Annotated in this window: 31 protein-coding genes; 13 read left to right on the top strand and 18 right to left on the bottom strand. The window is 47.5% G+C overall.

What is annotated here, in order from left to right; all coding sequences use genetic code 11:
- Positions 1-91 precede the first annotated feature (91 nt).
- The gene (locus QMA39_RS15710) at positions 92-925 is read left to right on the top strand and encodes an MBL fold metallo-hydrolase (protein ID WP_281659287.1); all 834 of its coding nucleotides are present in this window, start codon (positions 92-94) and stop codon (positions 923-925) included.
- A 9-nt stretch (positions 926-934) separates the two neighbouring features.
- Here the strand turns inward: QMA39_RS15710 and QMA39_RS15705 are convergent, their stop codons facing one another.
- On the bottom strand, positions 935-1,720 hold the full coding sequence (locus QMA39_RS15705) for a cobalamin-binding protein (RefSeq protein ID WP_281659286.1): 786 nt from the start codon (positions 1,718-1,720) through the stop codon (positions 935-937).
- Between the two features lie 95 nt (positions 1,721-1,815).
- Here QMA39_RS15705 and QMA39_RS15700 point away from each other — a divergent pair, with 95 nt between their 5' ends.
- From QMA39_RS15700 to QMA39_RS15690, 3 genes are all read left to right on the top strand, one after another.
- Complete coding sequence (locus QMA39_RS15700) at positions 1,816-2,643, top strand: alpha/beta hydrolase (RefSeq protein WP_281659285.1); 828 nt, start codon at positions 1,816-1,818, stop codon at positions 2,641-2,643.
- Between the two features lie 19 nt (positions 2,644-2,662).
- Positions 2,663-3,514 (top strand): hypothetical protein, encoded by an 852-nt coding sequence (locus QMA39_RS15695; protein ID WP_027956574.1) that lies wholly within the window; start codon positions 2,663-2,665, stop codon positions 3,512-3,514.
- 184 nt (positions 3,515-3,698) lie between these two features.
- Positions 3,699-3,896 carry a cold-shock protein gene (locus QMA39_RS15690; RefSeq protein WP_008634702.1) on the top strand — a complete coding sequence of 66 codons (198 nt, stop codon included), beginning with the start codon at positions 3,699-3,701 and terminating at the stop codon, positions 3,894-3,896.
- Positions 3,897-4,463: 567 nt separating this feature from the next.
- Here the strand turns inward: QMA39_RS15690 and map are convergent.
- Positions 4,464-5,219 carry a type I methionyl aminopeptidase gene (map, locus tag QMA39_RS15685; RefSeq protein ID WP_281659284.1) on the bottom strand — a complete coding sequence of 252 codons (756 nt, stop codon included), beginning with the start codon at positions 5,217-5,219 and terminating at the stop codon, positions 4,464-4,466.
- 90 nt (positions 5,220-5,309) lie between these two features.
- Entirely contained in the window at positions 5,310-5,864 is a 555-nt protein-coding gene (locus QMA39_RS15680; RefSeq protein ID WP_027956576.1) for a sugar O-acetyltransferase, read from the bottom strand.
- 81 nt (positions 5,865-5,945) lie between these two features.
- Here QMA39_RS15680 and QMA39_RS15675 point away from each other — a divergent pair, with 81 nt between their 5' ends.
- The 3 genes from QMA39_RS15675 to QMA39_RS15665 all read left to right on the top strand — a co-directional run bounded on the left by QMA39_RS15675 (position 5,946) and on the right by QMA39_RS15665 (position 8,865).
- Positions 5,946-6,446: a GNAT family N-acetyltransferase gene (locus tag QMA39_RS15675; RefSeq protein WP_281659283.1), complete on the top strand. Its 501-nt coding sequence runs from the start codon at positions 5,946-5,948 to the stop codon at positions 6,444-6,446.
- Positions 6,447-6,512: 66 nt separating this feature from the next.
- Positions 6,513-7,235 carry an ABC transporter ATP-binding protein gene (locus QMA39_RS15670; protein WP_281659282.1) on the top strand — a complete coding sequence of 241 codons (723 nt, stop codon included), beginning with the start codon at positions 6,513-6,515 and terminating at the stop codon, positions 7,233-7,235.
- Positions 7,228-8,865 (top strand): ABC transporter permease, encoded by a 1,638-nt coding sequence (locus tag QMA39_RS15665; RefSeq protein WP_281659281.1) that lies wholly within the window; start codon positions 7,228-7,230, stop codon positions 8,863-8,865. The genes QMA39_RS15670 and QMA39_RS15665 overlap by 8 nt, the downstream gene beginning before the upstream one ends.
- A gap of 40 nt (positions 8,866-8,905) precedes the next feature.
- Here QMA39_RS15665 and QMA39_RS15660 read toward each other — a convergent pair whose 3' ends face one another.
- The gene (locus QMA39_RS15660) at positions 8,906-9,325 is read right to left on the bottom strand and encodes a universal stress protein (RefSeq protein WP_027956580.1); all 420 of its coding nucleotides are present in this window, start codon (positions 9,323-9,325) and stop codon (positions 8,906-8,908) included.
- A gap of 291 nt (positions 9,326-9,616) precedes the next feature.
- Between QMA39_RS15660 and QMA39_RS15655 the strand changes: the two genes are divergently transcribed.
- A complete protein-coding gene (locus tag QMA39_RS15655; RefSeq protein WP_027956581.1) occupies positions 9,617-11,089 on the top strand; it encodes a SulP family inorganic anion transporter in 1,473 nt (490 codons plus the stop codon).
- A gap of 44 nt (positions 11,090-11,133) precedes the next feature.
- On the opposite strand, the gene QMA39_RS15650 is transcribed toward QMA39_RS15655, so the two are convergent.
- On the bottom strand, positions 11,134-11,739 hold the full coding sequence (locus tag QMA39_RS15650; RefSeq protein ID WP_244877775.1) for a GNAT family protein: 606 nt from the start codon (positions 11,737-11,739) through the stop codon (positions 11,134-11,136).
- Positions 11,736-12,050, bottom strand: coding sequence for a hypothetical protein (locus tag QMA39_RS15645; RefSeq protein WP_242520525.1), 315 nt, complete (start codon positions 12,048-12,050; stop codon positions 11,736-11,738). Before QMA39_RS15645 ends, QMA39_RS15650 begins: the two co-directional genes overlap by 4 nt.
- Positions 12,051-12,164: 114 nt before the next feature.
- On the opposite strand from QMA39_RS15645, the gene QMA39_RS15640 reads away from it, so the two are divergent.
- The gene (locus tag QMA39_RS15640) at positions 12,165-13,037 is read left to right on the top strand and encodes a DMT family transporter (RefSeq protein WP_027956584.1); all 873 of its coding nucleotides are present in this window, start codon (positions 12,165-12,167) and stop codon (positions 13,035-13,037) included.
- A 48-nt stretch (positions 13,038-13,085) separates the two neighbouring features.
- Here the strand turns inward: QMA39_RS15640 and QMA39_RS15635 are convergent, their stop codons facing one another.
- Positions 13,086-13,274 (bottom strand): hypothetical protein, encoded by a 189-nt coding sequence (locus QMA39_RS15635; protein WP_027956585.1) that lies wholly within the window; start codon positions 13,272-13,274, stop codon positions 13,086-13,088.
- A 126-nt stretch (positions 13,275-13,400) separates the two neighbouring features.
- Here QMA39_RS15635 and QMA39_RS15630 point away from each other — a divergent pair, with 126 nt between their 5' ends.
- Positions 13,401-14,375 (top strand): S66 peptidase family protein, encoded by a 975-nt coding sequence (locus tag QMA39_RS15630; RefSeq protein ID WP_281659280.1) that lies wholly within the window; start codon positions 13,401-13,403, stop codon positions 14,373-14,375.
- Between the two features lie 679 nt (positions 14,376-15,054).
- On the opposite strand, the gene QMA39_RS15625 is transcribed toward QMA39_RS15630, so the two are convergent.
- A complete protein-coding gene (locus tag QMA39_RS15625; RefSeq protein WP_281659279.1) occupies positions 15,055-15,804 on the bottom strand; it encodes a (S)-benzoin forming benzil reductase in 750 nt (249 codons plus the stop codon).
- Between the two features lie 135 nt (positions 15,805-15,939).
- Between QMA39_RS15625 and QMA39_RS15620 the strand changes: the two genes are divergently transcribed.
- On the top strand, positions 15,940-16,575 hold the full coding sequence (locus tag QMA39_RS15620; RefSeq protein ID WP_281659278.1) for a membrane protein: 636 nt from the start codon (positions 15,940-15,942) through the stop codon (positions 16,573-16,575).
- Between the two features lie 27 nt (positions 16,576-16,602).
- Here QMA39_RS15620 and QMA39_RS15615 read toward each other — a convergent pair whose 3' ends face one another.
- The 7 genes from QMA39_RS15615 to QMA39_RS15585 all read right to left on the bottom strand — a co-directional run bounded on the left by QMA39_RS15615 (position 16,603) and on the right by QMA39_RS15585 (position 22,063).
- On the bottom strand, positions 16,603-17,142 hold the full coding sequence (locus QMA39_RS15615; protein WP_281659277.1) for a hypothetical protein: 540 nt from the start codon (positions 17,140-17,142) through the stop codon (positions 16,603-16,605).
- Positions 17,143-18,030, bottom strand: a complete 888-nt coding sequence (gene dat, locus QMA39_RS15610) for a D-amino-acid transaminase (protein WP_281659276.1) — start codon at positions 18,028-18,030, stop codon at positions 17,143-17,145.
- Between the two features lie 167 nt (positions 18,031-18,197).
- Entirely contained in the window at positions 18,198-18,743 is a 546-nt protein-coding gene (locus tag QMA39_RS15605; protein ID WP_206936027.1) for a hypothetical protein, read from the bottom strand.
- A gap of 101 nt (positions 18,744-18,844) precedes the next feature.
- Positions 18,845-20,257 (bottom strand): SpoVR family protein, encoded by a 1,413-nt coding sequence (locus QMA39_RS15600; RefSeq protein ID WP_027956593.1) that lies wholly within the window; start codon positions 20,255-20,257, stop codon positions 18,845-18,847.
- 87 nt (positions 20,258-20,344) lie between these two features.
- Positions 20,345-20,839, bottom strand: coding sequence for a GNAT family N-acetyltransferase (locus QMA39_RS15595; protein ID WP_206936029.1), 495 nt, complete (start codon positions 20,837-20,839; stop codon positions 20,345-20,347).
- 106 nt (positions 20,840-20,945) lie between these two features.
- Complete coding sequence (locus tag QMA39_RS15590) at positions 20,946-21,488, bottom strand: YhcN/YlaJ family sporulation lipoprotein (RefSeq protein ID WP_206936032.1); 543 nt, start codon at positions 21,486-21,488, stop codon at positions 20,946-20,948.
- 110 nt (positions 21,489-21,598) lie between these two features.
- Positions 21,599-22,063 carry a hypothetical protein gene (locus QMA39_RS15585; RefSeq protein ID WP_281659275.1) on the bottom strand — a complete coding sequence of 155 codons (465 nt, stop codon included), beginning with the start codon at positions 22,061-22,063 and terminating at the stop codon, positions 21,599-21,601.
- Positions 22,064-22,248: 185 nt separating this feature from the next.
- Here QMA39_RS15585 and QMA39_RS15580 point away from each other — a divergent pair, with 185 nt between their 5' ends.
- Entirely contained in the window at positions 22,249-22,482 is a 234-nt protein-coding gene (locus tag QMA39_RS15580) for a YhdB family protein (protein WP_027956597.1), read from the top strand.
- A gap of 33 nt (positions 22,483-22,515) precedes the next feature.
- On the opposite strand, the gene QMA39_RS15575 is transcribed toward QMA39_RS15580, so the two are convergent.
- Entirely contained in the window at positions 22,516-23,187 is a 672-nt protein-coding gene (locus tag QMA39_RS15575) for an SDR family NAD(P)-dependent oxidoreductase (protein ID WP_281659274.1), read from the bottom strand.
- A 188-nt stretch (positions 23,188-23,375) separates the two neighbouring features.
- Here QMA39_RS15575 and QMA39_RS15570 point away from each other — a divergent pair, with 188 nt between their 5' ends.
- On the top strand, positions 23,376-23,984 hold the full coding sequence (locus tag QMA39_RS15570) for a TetR/AcrR family transcriptional regulator (RefSeq protein WP_281659273.1): 609 nt from the start codon (positions 23,376-23,378) through the stop codon (positions 23,982-23,984).
- A gap of 175 nt (positions 23,985-24,159) precedes the next feature.
- On the opposite strand, the gene QMA39_RS15565 is transcribed toward QMA39_RS15570, so the two are convergent.
- Positions 24,160-25,581, bottom strand: a complete 1,422-nt coding sequence (locus tag QMA39_RS15565; RefSeq protein ID WP_281659272.1) for an NAD(P)/FAD-dependent oxidoreductase — start codon at positions 25,579-25,581, stop codon at positions 24,160-24,162.
- Positions 25,582-25,584: 3 nt separating this feature from the next.
- Positions 25,585-25,974, bottom strand: coding sequence for a DUF1499 domain-containing protein (locus QMA39_RS15560; protein ID WP_027956600.1), 390 nt, complete (start codon positions 25,972-25,974; stop codon positions 25,585-25,587).
- Positions 25,975-26,013: the final 39 nt, after the last annotated feature.

Genomic DNA, 26,013 nt, shown 5'->3' with positions numbered 1-26,013 from the left:
ATCCATTAGAGGATACGTCCTTTTTCTATTGCATAATCCGCAGGATAATTCCTCACACTAACCTGTAGAGAATCCGAAAGGGGTGACAGGTGTGGACCAGGAGCAGCATGGAGAGCAGCAGGATCATCATTTAGATATGGAACAGGCAGAAGCTGAACAAGTTCTTGACGATGTCGCCTTTTACCGTACGTTGATTGTCAATGTCATCTTTATAGGAAAAGAACAGACCGATGACTGGGTCCTTGTCGACTGTGGAATCAGCCGTTACAGCAGAAGGATCATAGCGGCTGCGGAAAAACGCTATGGATCCAGGCCTCCAAAAGCGATCGTCTTGACCCACGGCCATTTCGATCATGTAGGTTCAGCAAAAAAACTGGCAGACCATTGGAATGTCCCCATTTTTATTCACCCAATGGAAATGGATTATGTGACCAATCAACGAGATTACCCTGTCGGTGATGCCACAGTTGGTGGAGGATTTTTTGCTTTAATTTCCCCATTCTTCCCTACACATCAGCCGGATTTGAGCCGCTATATCCATGCCATACCGAACGACGGGAAACTCCCCTTCCTCCCTGACTGGCAGGTCATTCACACCCCCGGTCACACACCGGGGCATGTCGCATTATACCGTCCACACGACGGCACCCTTCTCGCTGGAGATGCCTTTATTACTGTAAAACAGGAATCCAGCATGGCCGTTTTCATTCAGCATCAGCATGTTCATGGACCCCCGGCCTACTTTACGCACAATTGGGAGGAAGCTGAAAAATCCGTACAGAAGTTAGCTGCCTTGAACCCGGTCACCGCGATCACCGGACACGGACTTCCTATGGGAGGGGAAGACCTCAGCCATCAGCTCAAGGAGCTCGCGTCCAATTTCCGCGAGCTGGCTGTTCCTAAGCATAAACGAAAGCTTCACTAGACGACGAGCTTATCCGAGCTCGTCGTTTTCCTTTTGCAGGACATTCGTCAACTTTTCCAGCCCCTCCAGCAGTCTGGGGCTTGGACGGCAGAATAATGATTCCTCCAGGACATGGATCCTGTCGTTTTTTACAGCCTTCATGTCCAGCCACCCCGGACGTTTCCTAAGAAGATCCGGGTTCATTTTCTCTTCCTTCACCCCCACCCATACCATGCAGATATGGTCAGGATTACGATTCTTGACTTCATCCCAGTCCGTTTGAAAACTGGCCGTATCCTGATCTGCAAAGACATTTTTAGCTCCGGCCAGACGGCTGATTTCGGTCAACCAGTTCTTTCCACCCGGAGTGAAAACCGGCTTGGGCCACCATTCCCAGTACAACACAGGCTTGATCTCAGCAAGAGAAGCCTTTTCCTTCAAACGATCCAATTCATCCCTGTACGCATCCGCTCTATGATCGGCTTCCTCTCCCATCCCGAGCTCCCGGCCGACACGGCGGACGTCCTCCCCAATTTCTGACAGGCTGTTGGAATCGATGATGATATAAGGAAGTCCGGCTTTTTCAAGCCCTTCAATATTTTTTTCCATGCCCGGTACAGACAGCGAAGCCAGAACCAAGTCCGGATTTAGCTCTGCTGTTTTTTGTATATCTATGGATAAATCAGGGCCGAGCTTCGGGAGCTTCCTGATTTCCTCCGGATAATCAGAATAATTATCGACACCAACCAACAGGTGGGTCTGATTCAGATAGGCGACAATTTCAGTATTGCTTGGACATATCGACACGATTCTCACTTTTCCACCCCTATTAACAGAATTGTCTGATGTTTCATTTTCTTATATTATAGCTTATATTTAATGTATGGAAAAAGAAAGAAAGGGATGAGCCCATGACCACGACACTCCTTGATTCAACAAACGGAATAGTGGAATTTACATATATCGGAGAAGGTCCTCCTGTGCTGCTGCTCAAAGGCGGCCACTGCAGCAGAGATACAGATTTATCCCACAGCAGTCTCGTATATGAAGGATTTTCACTGCTGACGATTTCACGGCCTGGTTACGACTACACAGAACCCTCGACAGGACGAACTCCTGACGAATTCGCTGATACAATCGTTGAGGTGCTTGATTATTTACGTTTGGAACGCGTCCATGTCATTGCTGTATCGGCAGCAGGGCCAAGCGGAATCGCTCTAGCTTCCCGCTACCCGCAGAGGGTGGACCGGCTTGTCCTCGAAGCAGCGCTGACGGGGGCATGGGATCGAAAGACCCGGAGAAAGGCATTGATGATGTTCGGCCCCGCAGAAAAAATGGTCACAGGCAGCCTCAAGTTTATGCTTAAGCTTTTCCCTGACCTTGTCATGAAACAGCTTCTTGCTGATATGACCACCGAAGATGTGGAGGATTACCTCAAGCATTTATCGGCCAATGACCGGCGCTTCATCTATGATATGCTCGCCACCTCCCAGCCCGGCAGAGGCTTTATCCTTGACCTTGACCATGATGTAACAAACCTGGATGAGCTGAATGTACCTGTTCTCGGCATGTACTCTCAAAAAGACCGGAGCGTCCCTTATACAAACGCTCTGCTGTTGAAATCGACGGTACCCGATTGTGAAATCTACGAGGTCAATGCTGGCAGTCATTTAATCTGGATTGGAAAAGATGCTCATGATGTTTGGAATAAACGGCTGGAATTTCTAAATCAATCCTAAAACATTCGGAGGGATCACCATGGATGATGTAAGGTGCTCACAAATGCTGGATCGTTTCTTAACGTTTTATGACCAGGCTTATCGAGAACCCCCTCATAAGCGTCATGAATTATGGATGGAATATTATGATTTCCCTCATACACCGCCGGGGTATCAACAAGGCCAGCTCGCAAAGGAAATGGTGGAGTATGCCTGGAACAAGTACTATTACGTCTATGATAAAATTCAATATTTCGATATCAGTCCGCTGGAATTGAATGGGCACGTGGATCATATTAAACAAATTCTGCACAGCACCACCTACGTTGATGTAAACGTTCTCTTTTTTGTCGGAACATTTGAAACGGATCCTTTCATCATCCAGGAAAATCATCAATACATTCTCTGCTTCCCTGTCGAACTCCCCGGTGGTCAGACGCGTTTGATTCAGGAGCTTGCCAGGGTCGTTCACTGCCGCCAGTCCGGACTCGCCCCCAGCCATACCCGTACCCTCGGACAGTTGATCTTTCAGGAGGGGCTGGCCATCCACACGACATTGGAGGTGCTGGAGGAAAGCGGGATATCAGATCCTTACTTCAGCTGGGATGAAGAAAACTGCAGCCGCGAACCGAACCGGGTCATGATGAACATCCAGCCCCATCTGCACCGCACAGATTACGAGGCCCTCTACTCCTTTACCAAAGGTACCGGTGCGTCAGGATTTGAAAAAGAAGCCAATTACACAGGGTGGCTTGTCATCCAGCACCTTCTCGAGCAGGGAAAGCCGCTGTATGAACTGGCCCGCATAGCCCCTGAGGAAGTCGATACTCTTGTGGAGCGTTCCCTGCTTTCATTAATGAACCAGGCCTATATGACCCAGCCCCAGGAGTAAAAAGGAACTTTTTCGTAATAGGGCTTTCATTCCTTTTGCCCATCTGTTATACTATGGTTAATTATTCGTTGTTCGATGAGTGTCATGCAAGAGAAGATGTTTCGCAAGATGTCGTCTTGATGGACTTGAATGAGCAAGAATAGTAATACAATGTGGAGTTTCTCCACGCAGGAGGTTTTTGTACATGGTCGAAGGTACAGTAAAATGGTTTAACGCAGAAAAAGGTTTCGGTTTCATTGAAGTAGAAGGTCAAGACGACGTCTTCGTACACTTCTCCGCTATTCAAGAAGAAGGTTTCAAAACTCTTGAAGAAGGTCAAGTCGTAACTTTCGAAATTGAAGAAGGTCAGCGTGGACCACAAGCAGCTAACGTTCAAAAATAAGAACGTATAAAAAACTCCCCTTTCGAGGGGAGTTTTTTTATGTCTTGTTTTTAAAATAAGGCTTTGTTATTGCTTGGTGTTGTTATTTAATATGTGAGCTCAGATCACCCCTTTCTGTCATGGGATTTGTATGAGGCGGCCTTGGGAATGACTCCCTTTCCGTGGGGTACCGTGAGCCTCCTCAGGCTGCGCCTTCCGGGGTCTCACGATGTACCTTCATCCCACAGGAGTCTCGCCATTCCCAAGGCCGCCTCTTCAAAGAAGGGTAGTTAGAAAGGATATAACCGAAGTCCGTTACACTACTACGAAAGGGATGGCAGGGAAAACAGGTAGACTCCTGCGGGAAAAAGGAACAAGGTGAGACCCCGGAGAACGAAGTTCGAGGAGGCTCATCGTTCCCCGCGGAAAGCGGACGGTTTTCCCTGCCATCCCATGCTCTGAGTAAATAGCGGACCGGACCCTTAATTCCAGACGGAAACGATTTAGTAATCCGTTTAAAATATCAACCACAGACTTTAACAGAGGTTAAAATAAAAAAGGAACAGCTCACAGCTGTTCCCTTTTTATTTATTCATCTTCCTGTTCAGTCAAGATGACAGGGCCTTCTTTTGTAATGGCTACTGTATGTTCATACTGTGCGGATAACGTCCCATCAACCGTTCGTGCCGTCCAATTGTTCTCATCCATCTGACTTGCCCAGTCTCCAATGTTAATCATCGGCTCGATGGTAATGACCATTCCCTCTTTCAGACGTGCTCCTTTGCCGGCAGCACCGAAGTGAGGAATATAAGGATCTTCGTGGATCGATTCACCGATTCCGTGTCCTGTGAAGTCGCGGACAACCGAATACCCTTCTCCTTCCGCATAGGCCTGGATCGCATGGCCGATATCACCGATTCGTTTACCCGGTACAGCCTGCTCGATTCCTTTATAAAGAGATGTTTTCGTTACATCCATCAGTTTTTGAGCTTCTTCGCTGATTTCTCCCACCGCATGTGTCCAGGCGGAGTCAGCCAGGTAGCCATTTAAGTTGACGACCATATCGATGGTTACGATATCGCCTTCCTTCAACTTCTCATCGCGTGGGAATCCGTGGCAGATTTCGTCATTGATGGATGCGCATGTTGTAAATTCGTACCCTTGATATCCTTTCTGCTCTCCGGTAGCCCCGCGTTCGGCTAGATATTTTTCCACGAAGTTTTCGACTTCCATCGTTGTAACACCCGGCTTTATGAAGGTGCGCAATTGTTTATGGACATCAGCCAGCAGCTTCCCTGCCTCGTGCATGTTTTCAATTTCTCTTTGACTCTTACGTTTAATCATAGTGATACAATCCTCTCTTTTTTCTTATTACGAATGCAAGTATCCCTCTGTATGATAACGAAAAAATACCGCCAAAACTACCCCGGAGCCTTATTCGACTGTCCTGATGACCTTTGCAGGGCTGCCGGCGGCGAAGACATTATCCGGGAGATCCTTAGTGACAACCGCCCCTGAACCAATCACGACATTGCTTCCAATGGTAACCCCCGGGTTGATAATCGCTCCTCCTCCGATCCACACATCATCACCGATGGTAATCGGCCGGCCTGACTCCAGCCCTTTTGCTCTCGTTTCCCGATCCATAGGGTGAAGAGCTGTGTACAGCTGTACGTTTGGTCCAATCAAGACACGGTTTCCCACCGTAATTGGACATATATCTAAAAAGATACAATTGAAATTAGCAAAGAACCCATCACCTACATGAATATTGTAACCATAATCGCAGTAAAAAGGCGGTTCGAGGGACATCTCCCCGGCAATTGTTCCAAACAGGTCTTCGATCAGCTGACGGCGGTAATGCTCCTCTGTATTCTTCGTCTGATTCAACGCATGGGTGATTTGTCTGGCGCGCGACCTTTCCATCACCAGCTCATCGTCCCACGGTTGATACAACTCGCCCATTAACATTTTTTCCTTCTCCGACATGCCATCCCTCCTGTAGTCCTGATGTCTTTACTTTACCATAGTTTTCGGCTAGGCTAGGAACAACAAAAGGAGGCAAAGCCCATGGAGACGCGCGAATTGAACCGTTCAGATGCAGAAGCCTACTTTGAGTTAAGACTCGAAGCTCTGCTTACAAACCCGGACGCTTTTATTACGACCTACGAACAGGAAAAGCAGAAACCGAACCCGATCGAAACGACCGCGGAACGGCTGGAGAGTAAAGACACCAGGACCTTCGGACTTTTTTCAGGAGAAAAACTGACAGGGGTAGTCACACTGGTACGGGAAACACACCCGAAGTTCAGACATAAAGCATCCATCGTTGCGATGTACATCACACCAGAGGTAAGGCGGACTGGAGGAGCCATGCTTCTGCTGGAAGAACTGATCCAGCATGCCCGGGCAGTGGAAGTCGAAGTCCTTCACCTCAGCGTTGTTACAGAAAACACCCCGGCAAGAGAGCTGTATCGAAAGCTCGGTTTTCGATGCTGGGGCGTGGAGAAGCAAGCAATCAAACTTCCCACAGGTTATTTAGATGAGGAGCATTATGAACTTTTTCTGTAAAATTGAAACGGATAAAAGCTACCGTTCGTATACCATTCATAAGCTCCTGAAAAAGGAAGGGATGGAATGATTGAAATCAAGCAGGCAACCAAAAACTTCGCCGGTAAAGCAGCCGTCAAGGACTTGGATTTGACGGTGCCGGACGGGAAAATCTTCGGCTTTCTCGGTCCCAACGGTGCAGGAAAGTCGACAACGATCAAAATGATGACGGGGATCCTGCCCTTGGATGCAGGCTCCATATCCATGAACAGCGTGGATATCAGCACAGACCCTATGAAAGCCAAGCATCAGTTCGGCTATGTTCCGGACCGCTCAGACATTTTTCTCCGGTTAAAGGGAATGGAATACTTGAATTTTATCGGAGATGTTTTTGATGTACCGCCAAACGTCCGAAAAGAGAAAATTGAATACTTAACGAAAAGCTTCGACATCTATGAAGCACTGAATGACCAGATTCATACATATTCGCACGGGATGCGTCAGAAAATCGTTGTCAGTGGTGTACTTCTGCATGATCCTGATGTTTGGATTCTTGACGAGCCGTTAACCGGCCTTGATCCTAAGTCTTCCTATACTTTGAAAGAAATGATGCGGGAACACGCAGCCAAAGGAAAGACCGTCTTTTTCTCCACCCACGTGCTGGAAGTCGTCGAACAGTTATGTGACGAGGTGGCTATTATCAACAAAGGACATGTTCAATTCAGAGGAAGTATGAAAGAAATGAAGCAGCAGTTTCAGGAGGACAACAACCTTGAGAAGCTGTTTTTGGAGCTGACACAAAATGAGTAACACGTGGAAGCTGATGAAGTTGATGGTGAAGATGCAGTTATCCTTCGCTCACCGCAGTACAGCAGAAAAAACAGGCTACCTCATCTTAGCAGTCATCATGATCCCCTTCGGGCTGTTGATTCTTACACTGTTGAACGAACTGATCGCAGCCATGTATGCCGCCTTCAGCCCGACAGGGGGTGAAGCGGTCATCCTTGGGGTTTTATTTGTCTTAATGACCGTTTTTTACTGTTTTATCAGCATAGGTACGGTTTTATCATCTTTTTATTTTGCAGAGGATGTGGAATCGTTTGTACCACTCCCCTTTCACCCTTATCAAATAGCAGCCGGAAAAGCAGCCGTTCCATTTCTGTCCCTTTACGGGGTGAATGCGGTCATTCTGCTCCCCGGGCTTGCGTTTTACGGCCTCCACAGCGGTGCGGGACTGCTTTATTACAGCTCCGCCTTACTTGTGTGGCTTCTGCTTCCGGTGCTTCCCTTTGTTTTGACTGCCATTGCCATCATGTTCATGATGCGTTTTGTCAATATCTCGAAAAACAAGGACCGAAGCAAAGTCATTGCTGGACTTCTTGGTTTTGGATTTGTTATCGGAATCAATGTTGTGATCCGTCTGGAGGGCGGCAGTCAGAATATGTATCAATTGGCGGCCGAACAGGGGGACCTGCTCGGATTAGTGACGAAGTTTTTCCCTACTGCTTATATAAGCAGTTCAGCCCTCGCCGCCCCTGCGTCCATTCAGGGCATCCTTTTTCTCGTATTGATGACCGCACTATCCGCAGGAGGGATTGCTCTCTTCTTCACTATCGGCCAGAAGCTTTATTTCAAAGGCGTACTCGGTTTATCCGGTGGAAAAAGGAACACGTTCACTGAGGATACAGTCGAAGCTTATGTGAAGAAAAAGCCTTTGATCTACAGTCTCTTCAGAAAAGAAGTCCTGTTGATTTTACGCACCCCCACCTTTTTCACCCAAGTCTTTGTGCAAAGTTTGATTCTGCCTGTATTGGCCATTGTTCTGATCATCATGGAAATGGATGGACCGCTAGGGGGAGCAGGCACACAGCTGGCAGAAATGAATGGAAAATTCGTCATTCTGGCCTCTGTCGGTCTTTCAGTAGTTGTTTTCGGATCGAACCCCGCTTCCATCTCTTCGATTTCAAGGGATGGGAAAAGCTGGTTCAATCATCTGTATCTGCCTATTCCACCTTCAAAGGTAATCATGAGTAAAATGCTGACGGCCTATCTGCTGAATGCCATCTCCTTGGTTATTTTGAGCGCAGCCGCTTTATGGGTCATAAAAATCCCTCTGTCAATCTGGACAGCGTGGTTCATCCTGTCCCTCCTCATAAGCTGGATTGCCTCTGCCGCCGGCGTGATGGTAGATCTATACAGCCCCAAGCTGGACTGGACAGATGAGCGTGAAGTATTCAAGGGGCGTTTCATCGGAATTGTTCCCCTCGCCATTGAAGCCCTTGTCTTCGGCGTGATTCTAGTGATTGTGTGGAATATCAACAGTCTGCAGGGTCTTTGGCCGGTAACAGGCGCATTATTGATCATCTTTCTGCTGCTGGTGTTTCTTATGCAGACGGCCATGAGGAAGTTAACAGAACGACGCTACCACAACCTGCTGTAAGCAAAAAACAGGCAGAAGAGACCGCCTCTTCTGCCTGTTTTTATTTCACTATCATAACTGGGCATTTGGCCCGTTTAGCCACCTTGTGACTGACACTGCCAAGAACCATTTCCTGAAGAGCATTCAATCCCCGGCTGCCGATGATGACGATATCAAAGGCATGATCATTGGCGTAATGAACGATGGTTGGCCCGGGTTCTCCATGACGGATGACAATTTCGTAAGAGATATCTTTCCCCTGGAGGACGTCTTCGATCGGCTCCAGTCTTTCTTTCCTCTTCTGATCGATCACTGTTTTATCTCCCTGTGTCAGGACATCGGTTTTAGACTGGTCGACATCGACCACATAAATGATGGTGATCTTTGCTCCCATCTGCAGTCCGGCAAGCTCTGCCGCTCGTTCTGCTGTACGTATGGAATGCTCAGACCCATCGGCCGCAATCAATATGTTTTTATACATGACCGCTTCCCCCTTTTTTCATCATTTTACCATGGAATGTGAAGCCCATGTAAATAATTGAAGATACGCACCCTCCCCCATATATTGGAACCCCCGCTTTAGAAAAAATCCCGGCTACAGACAAATAAGAGTTTCATAGAGATATTTGAAGAATAAAAGAGAAAAAAGTTTATTTATGCGCTTACATGGGGTTATGTAAATCCTTCGATAGGTGATATAATCTGAACGTTCTTGCCGGAATTACGTATTGCCAAGGGTAATACAGACAAAATTTAAGAGAGAGGTGCGCAATTGAACACACAAACATTAAAACAACAATGGTTTGGAAACGTAAAAAACGATGTGCTTTCAGGTATGGTCGTCGCCATGGCCCTTGTTCCTGAAGCGATCGCTTTCTCTATCATCGCTGGAGTCGACCCCATGGTAGGATTGTACGCTTCCTTCTGTATCGCTGTTGTCATTGCTTTTGTAGGGGGACGGCCTGGAATGGTTTCGGCCGCAACAGGAGCGATGGCTGTGCTTATGGTGACGCTTGTGAAGGATCACGGACTTGAATACCTGCTGGCCGCCACTATTCTGACAGGTATCCTGCAGTTTATTCTTGGTGCCTTAAGAATCGGACAGTTCATGAAATTCATCCCGAGATCGGTGATGATCGGTTTCGTAAACGCCCTGGCCATCTTGATTTTCTCGTCCCAGCTGATTCACTTTGATGGCGCAGGACTTGCTATGTACGCCATGGTTGCCGGGTCTCTTGCTATCATTTATCTCCTGCCAAGGTTTACAAAAGCTGTCCCATCTCCGCTTGTTGCCATCGTCGTCATGACGATTATTGCCGTAACAACAGGAGCCGGGTTTAAGACCGTTGGAGATATGGGAGAACTATCAAGCACGCTTCCAATCTTCCTTGTACCTGATATTCCAGTAAACTTTGAGACGCTGCAGATCATTTTCCCGATATCGCTGGCTCTCGCCTTTGTAGGACTTCTTGAGTCACTGCTTACAGCTCAGATTGTCGATGATATGACAGATACCGTAAGTGATAAGAACAAAGAAGCCCGCGGACAGGGCATGGCCAACGTCGTTTCCGGTCTGTTCGGCGGAATGGCCGGATGTGCGATGATTGGACAATCGGTCATCAACGTATCCTCAGGAGGACGCGGCCGTTTATCCACACTGGTGGCCGGTGTCTTCATGATGACATTGATTATTGCCTTTAATGACCTTCTTGTACAGATTCCAATGGCTGTGCTTGTCGGTATTATGATCATGGTGTCCGTGGGAACCTTCGACTGGAGTGCCTTGACGAGACTTCATAAAACACCGGTCACAGACACGGTCGTAATGGTAGTGACCGTTGGAACCGTTGTTTACACCCATGACCTTTCCAAAGGCGTACTGGCTGGTGTCATCTTGAGCGCTATCTTCTTTGTGTCCAAGATTTCCAAAGTCCACGTCGAAGAACATGTTGAAGAAACAACAAGCAGGATTGTTTATCACGTATCCGGACAAGTCTTCTTCGCTTCAACGGACAGCCTGCTGAAGCATTTCGACTTTAATGTAAAAGCCGATACGGTCCGGATTGATTTCACTGATGCCCATGTGTGGGATGACTCAGCCGTAGCTGCGATTGATAAACTTGTCCTGAAGTTCAGAGAACAGGACAAAGAAGTAGAAATCGCCGGGCTCAACAAAGACAGCTCCCAGCTTGTCAAAAAGCTGGCGGTCCATCATAAAGCGGATGCTTCCCTATCCAATCATTAAACAGAAGAATCCGCTGCAAAGTGAAAAGCAGGCATTGATGTACATCAATGCCTGCTTTTTCTTTTTTTCCACTCACTCCGGAGAACCGCGTAGACGGACGAATCCCTCCAAGCGCCTTTCACAAAAATATCCTCCCTCAGCGTCCCCTCTTTAACCATTCCGATTTTCTCGAGCACCCGCTGGGACGCTTTATTTTCCGGACTGCTCAGTGCTGTAACGCGATGTAGACCGCACACGTCAAAACTGTACGCCAGCATCAGACGACAGGCTTCTGTCGCGTATCCCTGTCCCCAGTAATGATGGTGAATGATAAATCCAATTTCACCGACACCATCCCAGTCCTTGATATTCAACTCAATATTTCCAATCACCTGATCTGCGGCCTTTTCCACAACCGCAAATACATAACGCGAGCGGTGTTTCTGCCTGGCGTCAATCAGTACCTGACGGACAAAAAATTTGCTGTCTGTTTCTGTGTGCGGCCCCCAGGGCTGGTATTTAACGGTATCCGGATCTGAAGCGTAGGGATGGAATTCCTCCCAGTCTTCCGGGAGAACCTCACGGAGATAGAGGCGCCTCCCTTCTGCCGTTACCTGAATCCCACGATCATCCGACGGAGTCAGATCAAACGGTATTCTGGTGTTCGTCATACGTTTGTCCTGAACGCATCCATCCATGCCCGGGGATGTTCTTTCACTAAAAATGTCCGCACGCCTTTCATGGTATGAAGGTAAAGAAATCCCGAGCCCTGGGAAAATTCCTTGTAGGACACATCATGGACGTCCTTAAGCTGGAACGTTTCATCCGGGCATACGACTGAATCCTCATATAATTCCAGGCTTTCCTCCCTTTCTTCATAAAGCTGTTGATTATTACGGATGGTCCGTGTTTTAACAATGACGGGATGAGCACAAATCACACCAATCGTCCCTTCTCTATTTTGTCTGTCTCCATTATACACGACTCCTCTTCGATTTTAGGATTGAAGCAATTCTGCTTTTCATCCCTCTTGATTTGTATTAGGATGGTAAAGGTGTTTTTGAACAACCTAAGAACAACTGGAGGAACATCAACCATGACAAATCGTAATAAAGGAATTGTACTACTGCTCATATCAGCGTTCGGTTTTTCCATGATGGCTGCCTTAGTCAAGCTGTCCGGAGACGTCCCAACCGTGCAGAAGACACTGTTCCGGAACCTCGTTTCCGCTGTCATCGCTTTTGGATTTGTACGCTATAATAAAGAGCGTCTGTTCGGAAAGAAGGAAAATCAAAAGCTTCTGCTTTCCAGGTCCGCCCTCGGTACCATCGGGATGGTTCTATACTTTTACGCCATTGATAACCTTGTGTTGTCCGATGCGGATATGCTGAATAAACTGAGCCCGTTTTTATTAATTATCTTCTCTGCCATCTTCTTAAAAGAACGGACGAGACCGTACCAGCTTATCGCCATTGCCGTAGCTTTTGCAGGAACGCTCCTTATTATCAAGCCGGCATTTTCACTTGAATTCATCCCATATGCGGCCGGCCTGTTTTCTGCGGTGTTCGCTGCAGGAGCCTACACGCTGCTCCGCGTCCTTGGGGATAAAGAGAAATTCTACACCATCGTGTTCTACTTCTCTTTTTTCACAACGGTAACCCTGCTGCCGTTCACGATCGCTTTCTATGAACCGATGACAGCCAGGCAGTGGGCCTATCTGCTGGGTGCCGGTGCATTCGCGACGCTCGGACAATTCGGTCTGACGATTGCCTATAAATTCGCTCCAGCCCGTGAAATTTCCATCTTCTTTTACTCCACGGTTGTTTATTCGGCCCTGATCAGCATTCTGCTGTTCGGCCAGATTCCAGACCTTCTAAGTGTTGCTGGTTATTTCACTATATTTGGTGCTTCCCTTTACATGTTTTTGAAAAACAATAAAGAAGCAAAAAAGCAGGCGAAAGCCTCATAAACAAGAAAAGGACGGAGCCGCTGTGCTCCGTCCTTTCTGTTCTATGAATCAGTCCCCGCTGTCTCCTGCATCTCCGCTGTCCGCTCCCATAATTCCAGGTGCGTAGAACGAGGCATCCCGTTTTTTCTGATGCAGGCTTGGCTTTTGCTGCTTCCTTAATGGATTTCGTATAAGGTAGACAAAAACCATGGTGAAAAAGATAAGGACGCCTCCAAGCCCGAGTATGGTTTCCCACATGTTCTCTCCCCCCCTTTTTCTTCTTTACGAATCAGCTCTCCTTTAAGATTCAAAATATTAACAAATTATAGACACCTTCCGCTTCCTTTGGTATATTTAAATAATTCATAAAAGGAGGGGCTATTGATGATACCTGAAAAACTAAACCAGGGGGATGAAATACGGGTCATCTCTCCAGCCAAAAGCTTGTCCATCATTGCTCCCGAACAGCAGGAGCTTGCTCGCCAGCGCTTCAAAGACATGGGGTTTACAACCAGCTTCAGTACATACGCAGCAGAAGCACCGACGCTTTTTTCCAATCCTGTGGAACACAGAATCTCGGATATTCATGAAGCTTTTAAGGACCCGGCTGTTAAAGCTGTGCTTACAACATTGGGAGGATACGACAGCAACCAGCTGCTGAACCGATTGGATTATGATTTAATTAAAGCCCATCCCAAAATTTTCTGTGGATATTCGGATATTACAGCATTGTCCAACAGCATCTACCATAAAACAGGTCTGGTCACTTACAGCGGCCCACACTTTTCTACTTTTGGAATGGAAAAAGGTCTGGACTATACGCTGGAGCATTTCCGGACCATGTTAACAACAAACGATCCTGTGGACATCGAACCAGCCGCTCATTGGAGTGATGATGCGTGGTACCTTGATCAAGATGACCGTACGTTTTACCCTAATCAAGGCCCCGTCGTCATTCAGGAGGGAAAAGCATCCGGCACGTTGATCGGAGGAAACCTGTGTACGTTCAATCTGCTGCAGGGGACCTCCTTTATGCCGGAGCTTGCCGGTACGGTTCTTTTCTTGGAAGATGATGAGCTTTCCAATCCAGAAACCTTTGATCGCGACCTGCAGTCGCTGATTCATCAGCCTGGTTTTGATCAAGTGCAGGGAATTGTGATCGGCCGGTTCCAAACGTCTTCAAATATGGAATTTGATACACTGACCGCTGTCATTGAAAGCAAACCGGAGCTTGCTCACCTCCCTGTCATTGTTCAAGCAGATTTCGGCCACACCAGCCCGATTTTCACCTTTCCCATCGGAGGATATGTAGAAATACAGGCCGGAAAAACCCAAGTCAACATCCGTCTCCACGGATAACAAACCGTTTTTTAAAGCTGCGGGGTGTTTTCCACAGCCACCAGGAGAGCACCAATCCCTTTCCGCCCCGGGATCTATTGGGCTCACGTGGAGCGCACGGTGGTGACGCCTCCGGGAACGTCGTGAGCCGATGTGGATATTCACATATCAGGGACAGGGCCACGAAAAGACAAATCCTTTTATATAAGCAGAAACCCCTGTTTCTTTACAAACTTTTTTCTTTCTTACCGCCAGGAGCGAAAGGGGCACCGCTCCTTGGGAGTTATTTAACATCGAAAAAGACTCTCCTTCACCCAGCTCACCCTTGCTGGATGGAGGATAATCTTTTTCATACTCCGGCAGGCAGCCGTTATCAGCGCTGTTCCTTCACTTTTTCTTTTCCACGCAAGCGGCCATAGCGCATCCCATGCCGTTCTTTTGAATCTGCACACCTGCATAGGGCACAACCTCTCTTCTCTATATTCTAACGTCGGTACGAGGAGCGTTCGGTGGTGATGCCTGCGGGAACAGCACGGGCCGAAGATCCACTTGGGCAGGCGACGTCAGCTGTGGGCGTGCCCACGGCATTCATTCACCAACAAGCGGAATGTGACCCTTCACACGACAAATGGACAACTCTAACTGGTTTCCACAGACTTTTTCTACAGTCAAAAACCACCCGTACAAGGGTGGTTTTTAGTTAGTTAACGAGGTCGTATAAGCGGTACACTTGTCCGTTCGTAATTTCCTGACCCAGTAGATTCATGAGCACCTCAGCCACTTCCTCCGGAGAACGCAGGACATTTTCTTCCTTCATCTTTTTGAATTTATCCACATCGGCAAACGCGGATTCACTGGAAGAACGGATTTCCTGCTGCATATCTGTATCCATGACCCCGGGACTAAAGGCTAGAATTGTATGGCCGCTGCCCTCCTGCTCAAGAGCAAGCGTCTCTGTAAAACGATTCAATGCAGCCTTGGAGCTGCTGTACACACTCCAGCCGTGGATACTCTTTTCAGCAGCTCCGGACGTAACCATCACAATGCCAAGCTTGACGCTGGCTTCGGACGCTGCTGGAAGCAGTTCATTAATAAGCAGGATCGGAGCTGTCACATTAATCTGCATGTGCTTCTGCACCGCTTCAGCATCAAGATTCCCTGCTGTTTCAATCGGTTCCACCACACCGGCATTGTTGACAACGTACACGTATTCCGACTGTTTATGAAAAACTTTCTCCTTTACGACAGCTGCAACATTCTTCAAATCGGCAGGATCATTCAAGTCTGCCTCGATGTGCTCAAAACTTCCAGCTTTCTCCTCATTCAGAGCATCCAGTTTTGCATTTCCTGAACGGGAAATCCCTAAGACGTGGACGCCCTGCTTCATGAATTTTTCTGCCACCGCTTCCCCAAGTCCACGGGATGTGCCGGTAATGACTGCATATTTCATGTCATATCCTCCTTCTTCTTTCCATAGATAGAGGGAGCCGATCCTGTCCCTCTTCCAAAGCCGGCTCTGCTTTACATCGAACTTTTCAAGCGATATGATGAACAAAGCAAATGTGTTCGTGCAAAGGAGCCGATCATGAAGTATTTCTTTCTCTTCATTATTTACGTTGCGGGCCTGGTCGTGTCGAGTCTCGGCCTTGCCCTGATTATAAAATCCGGCCTCGGTGTAGGGCCGGGGGACAGCATTGCCGTTGGTTTGTCCATGCATTTACCTGTCACTGTCGGAAGCGTGATGATTGCCGCCTTCATCATCCTTCTTCTCGTCAACGCGCGGCTTGAACGGAAACGTCCGCAGTATGAATCGTTAATCCCGATCATCCTGCGCGGCCGTACCCTTGATCTGTTTTTGTACGGATCTTTGGAAAACCTGGATGTAGAGGTATGGTGGGGCCAGTGGGGCATCTTCAGCCTCGGCCTCCTCGCCACAGCTGTAGGGATATCGGTATACCTCCGCACCCCGTTCCCGCGTATCCCTCTCGATCATTTCATGATGATCATGAACGAGAAAACCAATCAGTCCAAAAGCTCCATCCGGATCTTTTCCGAATCGGGAATGGCATTAATCGGCTTTTTACTGGGAGCTCCTGTCGGCTTTGGAACGTTGATAGTGGCGATTCTGCTCGGCCCGCTTATTCAATGGACCTTCCAGTGGGCCCGTCCCATTGCCAGGCTCTGGTCAGATTCCGAGAAACAGGCCGCTCAAAAAGCGTGATGCTCTCATCACGCTTTTTTTGGGAGGTTATTTTTCAAAAGTTAAGTGAGTAACCCCTGTTTCTTCAAGTTTCCGTCCGATTTCTTCCTCGATTTCCATCCGCTTCTCCATCTGCTCTTCTGTGAGTTTATCGCCAAGCGGACCATAGATGTTCGTCAGTTCTTTCTCTGAGAGCTTTTCCACCAGCTTGTCCCAGAAGCTGAATTCGTCATATTCCTCGACATGGGTATCCATCAGCCTGGATTCATAGTCCACATCAAGATCATGGACACCCAGCTGCTCATGGTGCGTAATCTTGTCTTCCAGACCGCCCTCTTTATATTTTGACAGAACGGCTTCCCGGACGTCCTCAAACTGCTCATCCAGCTCCATTTTTGTCGAGTTGACCATCCATGTTCCAAGAAACACCGCTTCTACAAGCTTTTCATATTGGTCCTGCGTTAAATCCAGCTTTACATTCGGCACGATTTCCGCCCCTTTCCTTGATTTCATCTGCATTATAGCATACGTAAAACCACAGCACACAAAGAAAGCCGGCAGCGCTTCCGTCTGCCGGCTGTTTTTCATTTATTCCGCTGCTGCTGTAGAGAAGAGGCATGCCTCTTCCGGAAGTCCTGCATCCTGCTCATAGCACTTTTGAAGCGTCCGTGTAACCGGACCCGGCTTTCCATCGGCGATGATCAGCTCATCCACTTTTAAAATCGGCATGACTTCAGAGGTACTGCTGGATAAGAAGACTTCATCCGCGTCCTGCAGATCTTCTAATGAAAATGTTTCTTCAATGAATTCGATGTTCTCCTGCTGACAAAAAGCTTCTACACGCATCCTTACACAGCCGTGAAGAATGTTCTTTTTAGCTGGATGGGTATAGACCTTTCCGTCCTTGACCAGATAGGCATTGGATGAACTGCACTCGGTCACTTCCCCATCTTTATGAAGAATAGCTTCATAACTGTCCTTCTCTTTAGCTGCCTGTTTAGCCAGAACATTTCCAAGCAGGTTCAAACTCTTGATGTAGCACCAGTCCCAGCGTACATCATCATGTGTAATGGTGGTTACCCCATTTTTCAACTTCTCCTCAGGTCTTGGGAGATCTTTCACATAAGCGTAAAGGTTCGCCTCAATCTCATCAGGAAAGACATGATCCCTTGGAGCGGATCCTCTTGTGATCTGCAGGTAAACCTTGGCATCACCAGTGACCTGGTTTTTCTCAAGCAGCTCGTCAAGCTTGGCATACAGGTCCTCTTTCTTATAAGGAACCTGGATTTTTATAGCTGCTGCGGAACGATATAACCGCTCCACATGCTCATTTATTAAGTAATACCGGCCGCCGTAAATACGGATGACTTCATAAATACCATCCCCGAACTGCAGCCCACGTTCTTCAAACGGATAGCTCAGCTCATCCTGTCCGACAAAATCATCCTGCGTCAAAATATGGTTATAAATCGTCATTCTTTACCTCCTCAGCATTCCATTACAGATTAAGAACTAGTTTAACAGAAAACGCGGACCATTTGTTCTTTCTTCTGTAAATCTTTCTGCAACACGAAAAATACACGGCGCACACCCTTGAAACAGAAGGATTGAAGACCTTCCTAACAACAGGGTATGCGCCGTCTTTACTGGATGTTTGGTTCTATTTCAATATCCGCTTCCACCAGGGGAAGGTGATGCGGTGTCCGTTCTCCTTCTTCCTTTTTCATAGGGTAGAAGGCTACATGAAGGTTTTTCAACGTGTCATCATAATGAAAGTCATCAAACTGCACATAGCGGAATGTGGAGAAGGTGCCTTCTACAATGCCCTCGGTTTCTGCATTATAGGTCGTTCCATTAGAGTCCACCGCTTTGACGAGAAATTCAATTTCTCCGTCTTCCAACAGCCAGTCCACGTCTTCCATCTCGATCAGCGCGTCTTGGTTTCTATACCACATCCCGAAATACAACCCTGACGAATCATTACGGCTGTAAAGCTTCGTAACAAGGATGCCGTTTCCCAGTTCACTGACTTTGCTCGTTAACGCCTGAGGATGCTGCCTGGGCTCGTCCATCATCGGATACAGGCGGTCTTTCGTAAGACCATTCAATTCCCGGTTGTCAAAGAAAAACACGACCGCAAGCGTAAGGACAGCCAGAAAACCCAGAATTGCAAGACGGACGTTACGCATCATGCCACCCCTTCTGCAAACGTTTTATTATTTCCTTATTATAGCAGATGCAGCGCCCTTTTCATGAAGAAAACTGCCCTTTTTCAAGAGCAGTTTTACACTTACACATATTTTTTCTGAACTTTTTTACCACTGTAGCTGAAGATGACATCGCGCCCTTCCACTTTCGTCTCCATATGCACCGGGCGTCCCCACAATTGATACACGTAAGGAAGCGTCTTCTCCAGGTAACTGACGTCCAGCTCCACGTCTTCATAATGGTGCTTCAAGTAGAGCTCTCCGCTTTTCACGTAGTCTCCGTCCTGCACGGTTAAATAGGGAAAGCCACCGTTGACTCTCATTGTGACAAGCTGATCACGGACCGCTTCATGATCTTTATCCGTAATCTTATATTTCTGCCCCTGTTTCTGGAACAGGTACAAATCTTCACGGCGGACAAGCTCTTTCGTTAAATAGTTGCGGATAAAACTTTGATCGGATTCGATCTCTCTGACTTCGTACATCTTCTCGCGGCCCGTCCCTGGAACGACGCCGTGCTTTTTCATCTCTTCTGAAGGATTGTCATAGCGCTCCTCGATATCTTCAAAGATCTTCAAACCTAAGTAATAGGGGTTGAGCTGGGTTTTGGAAGGCTGGACAACACTTGCGTTCAATTTCGCAAACTCGATCGACTCGTCGCTGGTCAGATCCATTTCACGTAAGATTCTCGCATGCCAGTACGAGGCCCATCCTTCATTCATGATCTTCGTTTCGAGCTGAGGCCAGAAATACAGCATTTCCTCCCGCATCATCGTCAGGATATCCCGCTGCCAGTCTTCAAGCTCCCGGCTGTACTGTTCAATAAATAAGAGCAAGTCCTTCTCCGGACGAGGCGGAAACTTCTTTTTCTTTTTGAAACGGGGCTGATCCTCCGATGAGGATTCATCAATGTTCCATAAGTCATCATATTCCGTAAGCAGTGCTTTTTCTCCGCTGCTTTCCTCATCATCCACCGACCATGCCAGCTTCGGCCTTACGAGAGAGGGATCGATATGTTCCTGGATCGCCAGGACCGCATCCAGGAAGGACTCCACTTCTTCCTTACCGTAGAGCTTATCATAGGCAGCAATCCGTTCCGCTGTGGCAGCCATACTTTCAACCATGTCCCTTTTCGTATTTTGAAAACGGGCATTGTTTTTAAAGAAATCGCAGTGGGCAAGAACGTGAGCGACAATCAGCTTATTTTGAATCAGGCTGTTGGAATTCAGTAAAAACGCATAGCAGGGGTTGGAGTTGATGACGAGTTCATAAATTTTGCTGAGCCCGAGGTCATACTGCAGTTTCATTTTGTAATACTGCTTTCCGAAGCTCCAATGGGAAAACCGCGTCGGCATACCATAGGCACCAAATGTATAAATAATATCATCAGGACAGACTTCATAACGCATCGGGTAAAAGTCGAGCCCGAATCCCTTGGCGATTTCCGTAATTTCCCGGATCGCGTATTCGAGCTTTTTCTGGTCATCTGGTTTCAAAGATGCCCCCTCCTTCAGTTTCGCTTACCTTACTATATGAACAGGAAAGAGCGAACATGAAGGTTACGGGCATGTTATATCCACCCGCTATAGAATTTTAGCCATCATGTATTCATCCACAAGCTGCCCGTCCACCATCAGCGTCCCCTGCTTTCTTCCTTCTTTTATGTATCCATGCTTTTCATAAAACCGGACAGCCCTTGTGTTCCGAACCATCACAGTAAGCTCAAGACGCAAGATCCCATGGTCCCGCGCCCATGAGTCTACATAATCGAACAGCTCATCGGCCACTCCCGTCCCCTGCACCCTTTTCTTCACCCCTGTAATGATCCCTGCCGCATGCCGGTTTCTCGGAGCAGACCCTCCTAATACCGTGACATGCCCGTTCAGTCCCCACTCGTCTTCAGAAAGAAGGAGCAGTGATCCTTGCTGTTCTCTGCAATGCTGAATCATTCCTTCCACACGATCGAGCGTCCACGTGCGTTCATCCCTTCCATAAAGCAGGAAGTCTGTCTCTCCCTCAAGTTCTGCCATCAGCCTTTTGTAACGTCCGGCATCATTTCTTTCCGCTGTTCGAATCACAGGCTTCCCTCCAGAATAGGTTTTTCTACAGCTTAACAGAAAACACCGGCAGGCATCCTTTATACATAAAAAAACCAGCTTCCCGGAAAGGAAGCTGGTGTATCCATTAGGAACGTTCATCTGGGAATATGCGGTCGACCATTTCTCCGAATTCACGGAAAAATCCCCGCACAGGTTCGCCATTTTCAACATCATCCACATAGTTGTTCGTCAAGTCGACGAAATCAGGGTTTGTAGAAATATATACGTTGTTGATATCCTGGTCGGAATTTTTCACCGCTTCTTTGATCTGTTTTTCCATTTTATCGGAGACTTCGTTTTTATCTCCTGCTGGATTATCAAGTTCAGCGGCAACGTAGGCGTTATCACGGGTTTTCAACACGTAGGCGCGATCCACCCCGTCCACATTTTTGATAATACGGTTGGCAGCATCTTTAGCTACATGGTAGTTCGTATTGTGGACCATGCCGCGGTCATTGTCGTATTGATTCGCTTTCCGGCCTTCTTGATACATGTTGTCGGCCTCACGCTCAAAAGTTGTATTTTCAACTCCATTGTAGTTACCGTCATTGCCGGCTTCCTGTTCCGCCTGACAGGCGACAAGAGAACCCGCTGCTAATAACCCAAGGGCAAGTGTCTTAATTTTCATTGGTATTCCTCCTTTCCGATTGCTTTTAGTATGTGTGACCAAAACGCAAATATGCGGTTGTAAAATCAACCATAAGAAAACCCAGATCCTTGCAGGACCTGGGTTTTCTTTCAAACGAAAGGAAGACTCCACCATATATGTATAAAGATAAGGTATACGAAAAGAATAGCATTAACAAACATCAAAGATGCTGGGACAAGTTTGAAGATTTCCTCCGTTTTCTTATAGCTCATCCTTAAGATGATAAAACCGCCCACAAGCAGGAGATACAGACTGATGAACCACACCCAGACATAGGAGGTATCACCATCCAATCCCGCTTCATATCCGATCCCATAAACAAGCCAGGGCACAAGAAAAGCAAGAATGGCCAGGATCATAAAACGCTGACCGCTTTTTATGTAATACAGCGAAATGACGGCTCCTGCCAGGGATGCACATCCAATCACTTCACTGATCGTAATCATGACTCTCTGGACACTGTCGGCTTCAGCTGTTACAAAGCTCAGGAATAAGAATAAGCTGAAGGCGGCAAGAAGTCCCGTGTGCGCATAAAGCTGCTGTTTCTCCGACATCCGAACGTCTCCCTCCGTAGATATAGCAAAAACTTTCCATTCCATCATAACAAAATTTCCATGGATCTGCGGAAGAAAAACGCATTTTTATGTCGAGTCTGGAAGAACTGTGACGATCTTTCAGTGTGGGGATGACCGCTGATGGAGATACTAAAAACACTTCTTTCATAAAGGAAGTGTCAGCGATGAATACGTACGATTATGATAAGGCTCTCCATTATATGATATGGGGACAGTGGGATGATCTGCTTGTCCTTATGGTCCGGACCAATGATGAACTTTTGTCCAAAAAGATTGAAACCTTTCTGCATGCCTGTTATTACCCGAGCCGGCACAAAGACCGCCTCCATTCACACGAGGCCCTGCTCAGCTATATCGATCATGCTCAAACCACAACAATGGAAAGCCTTTCCTTATAAAAAAAAACCGCAGAATTCGCTTCTGCGGTTTTCTCATTTCACGTGTTTATCTTCGCTCCTGATTCGCTGGACAGCCATAGGCGATGTGTCATCCAAAACCGTTGTGAACGCACGCGCCCATTCTTTTGTCCATTCAACATCATCCAATGACTGCGTGTCGATAGAGACATGCACCATACCCGTTTGAACCTGGCAGGGACCAGCTTCTTCCATGACAGCGTGGACAAATGCTTCGACCGCCGCCAACCCTGAGGAGTTAAGGACAGACTTCTGCTGGACAGGGTGTTGAAAAGCCGTAATGATTTTTCCTGACCTCTGCTGCTTCATAGCTGGAAACACCGCCTTGACGGGAAGGAAAATTCCCTGTACGTTCCGCTCATAGGTACGCTGCCACTCTTCCACCGTGACGCTTTCCAAAGAACCGGAGTCCTCAAAATAGGCATGGGTGACAAGGACATCCACCCTTCCAAAGGCATTCCGGGCAGCCTGGACAACATGTTCCATATCGTTTTCTTCTGTGACGTCCGCCTGAAAAGCAAGAACACGTCCAGCTCCCTTCTGCTCCAACACTTCCTTAAATAGAAAAATATCCTCCGAATAACCAGTTACAGCAAGGGAGGCACCTTCGGCCGCCAGCTGGAGCGCCGCCTCTCTTCCCATGCCTTCTGCCGCTTCAGTTACGACGGCTGCGGTATTTCTTCTCATAGCCATTCCCCCTTTTTAAAAACCTTCGTGATTCCCATTACTTGTTTTTTCCATATGTTCATCATATCAAACCATACCCAGTGGCCGCTTCTTATTTACAGAAGATTCACATAGGATTTCTGATTTGAAATATATGAATTGAAACAGTTCATAATTCGATGTATGATGTACGGGAAGAGGTGTGGCCGATGAATGGATTTGAAAAGCGGAAGGAAAGAAAAAAGCGCAGCATCCTCGATGCTTCCCTCTCCTTATTCGCTGAATATGGAGTACAGAAGGTCAGCATTCAGGAAATCGCAGCAAAAGCCCAGGTCTCCCAGGTGACCATTTACAATTACTTCGGTGGTAAGGATGAACTCGTTTTTGAAACGATAAAGAAGTTCTTCTACGAGCGGTTCGAACAGTTTCGGCTTATTGTACGGGACCCTGACCGGAGCTTCAAGGCTAAAATCAACCATGTCATATTAGAAAAGAAAGAAAATATTCTGCATCTGGACCCAGGCTTTCTACAAACCGTTCTCACAGATCACCCTGGAATTCAGGAGTTTGTTCAATCGTTTACCCAGAATGAAACCATCCCGCTCTTAATGGAATTGATTGAACAGGGAAAAAAAGAAGGAGACGTACATCCCGATATTTCTTTCCGATCGGTTTTGTTTTTTATCAACGCTTTTTATCAAGCTCTGCAGTCAACGGATCACTTGTTTGATGAATCGATTGCAGCCTTTACAGAGGAAATTACCCATATGTTCTTTTATGGGCTGGCAGGTGACCAGAGTCAGCACTTGAATCAATAGAACCATGAAAAAAGCTGTCGAATAATTTTCGACAGCTTTTTTTATCGTCACCCTCATGAAGACACGAAGGAAATGTCACGAGGATCTTGGAGGCGATAAGGCCCCGCTGTATGATAGACCGACATGCAGGCAGCCCTGGGTTTTCCGAGAGCCTGGATGTCATATCAGCTTTTTTTTAACGCCACTTTTTCACATACCATTGAATCAAATCATTGACCCGGCTGCCGAATAACTTCTCTCTCCAATAAAGGTCTGATGTCTGGGATACGACATTATTGCGCGCGGGATATGGGTGAATGATGTTGGAAATCGATTGGAACTTTTTATTCAGCGCTTGGACGGTTCCTACTTCCTGCATCCATTCGCCTGCCCCTTCGCCGACCGCATGGGCCCCCACAATGCGTCCTCTGCTGGTCGTCAGGATTTTCACTAAGCCTGTCGTGTTCCGTTCCGCCATAAACCGGTCATTATTTTCCAGTTTCGTCTTGAACGTCAACAGTTTATCGCCGTATTTTTCTTTTGCTTCCTTTTCTGTTAAGCCGAGGTGGTAAATTTCCGGCGCCGTGTACACCACCCATGGAATCTTCTCATAGGAAGCTTTCCGGGAAAGACCCAGCACAGCGTTGGACACGGCGATTTTTCCTTCCATGCCGGCGACATGTGTGAACGGCATGGACCCGTTACAATCCCCGACGGCATAGATGTGATTCTGTGACGTTCTTAAAGAAGCGTTGACGGTAACCGCTCCTTTTTCTGTCTCCACGCCTGCATGTTCGAGCCCGAGACTACCGGTATTCGCTTTTCTTCCTGTCGCAACAAGAAGCTGTTCAGCCTCAAGCGTGTTTTCCACGCCGTCTTTTGTATAAACGACCTTGACTCCGGTCTGCGTCTTCTCAATGCGGTCTGCCTTTGCATTCGTCAAGATGTTCATTTCACGGGAAGCTGTCTGTTGGGCGATCCCCGCAATTTCCTCGTCTTCATTAGCGAGGATCGTATCATTCCCTTCCAATACCGTCACGTCTACACCAAGACGGCTCATGGCCTGGGAAAGTTCAATGCCGATAATCCCGCCGCCGATAACCACCATGGATGCCGGCCGCTGACGCAGAGAAAAAATGGTTTCGTTCGTTAAGCAATCGACCTCATCCACTCCTTGGATCGGCGGGATGAAAGGGGAGGACCCTGTCGCGATGACAATCCGCTTGGCCGTGATCGTCTTTTCGCCTACGCGGAGTGTATGCGGGTCTTGAAAGACAGCTTCTGCTTCATACAGATCGATGCCCATATCGATAAAACGGTCTTTAGAATCATGGTTCTGCACATCCTCTACCGCTTCAGCCACACGCTCCATTGCTCCACTGAACAGGTGATCGTAGTCCTCATTAGAGAAGGATTGATAGTGAGAACTGGTGTGAACCTCTTTCGCAGCTTGTATGAGGGCTTTGGACGGCATGCACCCGTAGTGAAGACAGTCGCCTCCAAGGTTCGGCTTTCTTTCAATAAGAGCCGTTTCTGCACCGAAGCTTGCAGCTCCTGCGGCGACGGTAAGGCCTCCTGATCCGCCCCCGATCACCGCAATTTGATAATCATAATCCATCGTCTATTTCCTCCTCATGCTTTCGTAATGTTCTGAGATGCCATTCATCCGCTTCCGGTTGACCCCCATATCCGAATACCCTGTACGGGAGGCGGAACGGAAGTGGATCACCTGTTCATCCTGATCAAAATAAAATTCCACATCATCCTTGAATTTCATCCATTTAGACTTGACGATGCCGTGGATATAATTTTCTGTTTCCGTTTCAATCGTCGTTCTCTCCATCTGATGGAGCACTTCCTTCATGACCTGCTTAGAGGTTTCCAGATCATTGGTAAATGGAAGAGCATTCATCTTTTTATCCTGCTGGTCGGTCTGTGTGGACACACAATTGGGGGAGGACGGACATTCTGCCAGACGGCCGTCTTTTACACCCAGATACGGTTTACTCATCACTATTCCTCCTTTTACTCACACTACCTCTATATTCAC

Origin of the sequence: Halobacillus sp. Cin3 (assembly GCF_947311855.1) — a bacterium.
Classification (GTDB): domain Bacteria; phylum Bacillota; class Bacilli; order Bacillales; family Halobacillaceae; genus Halobacillus; species Halobacillus kuroshimensis.
This window is presented reverse-complemented; position numbering and strand designations above follow the sequence as displayed.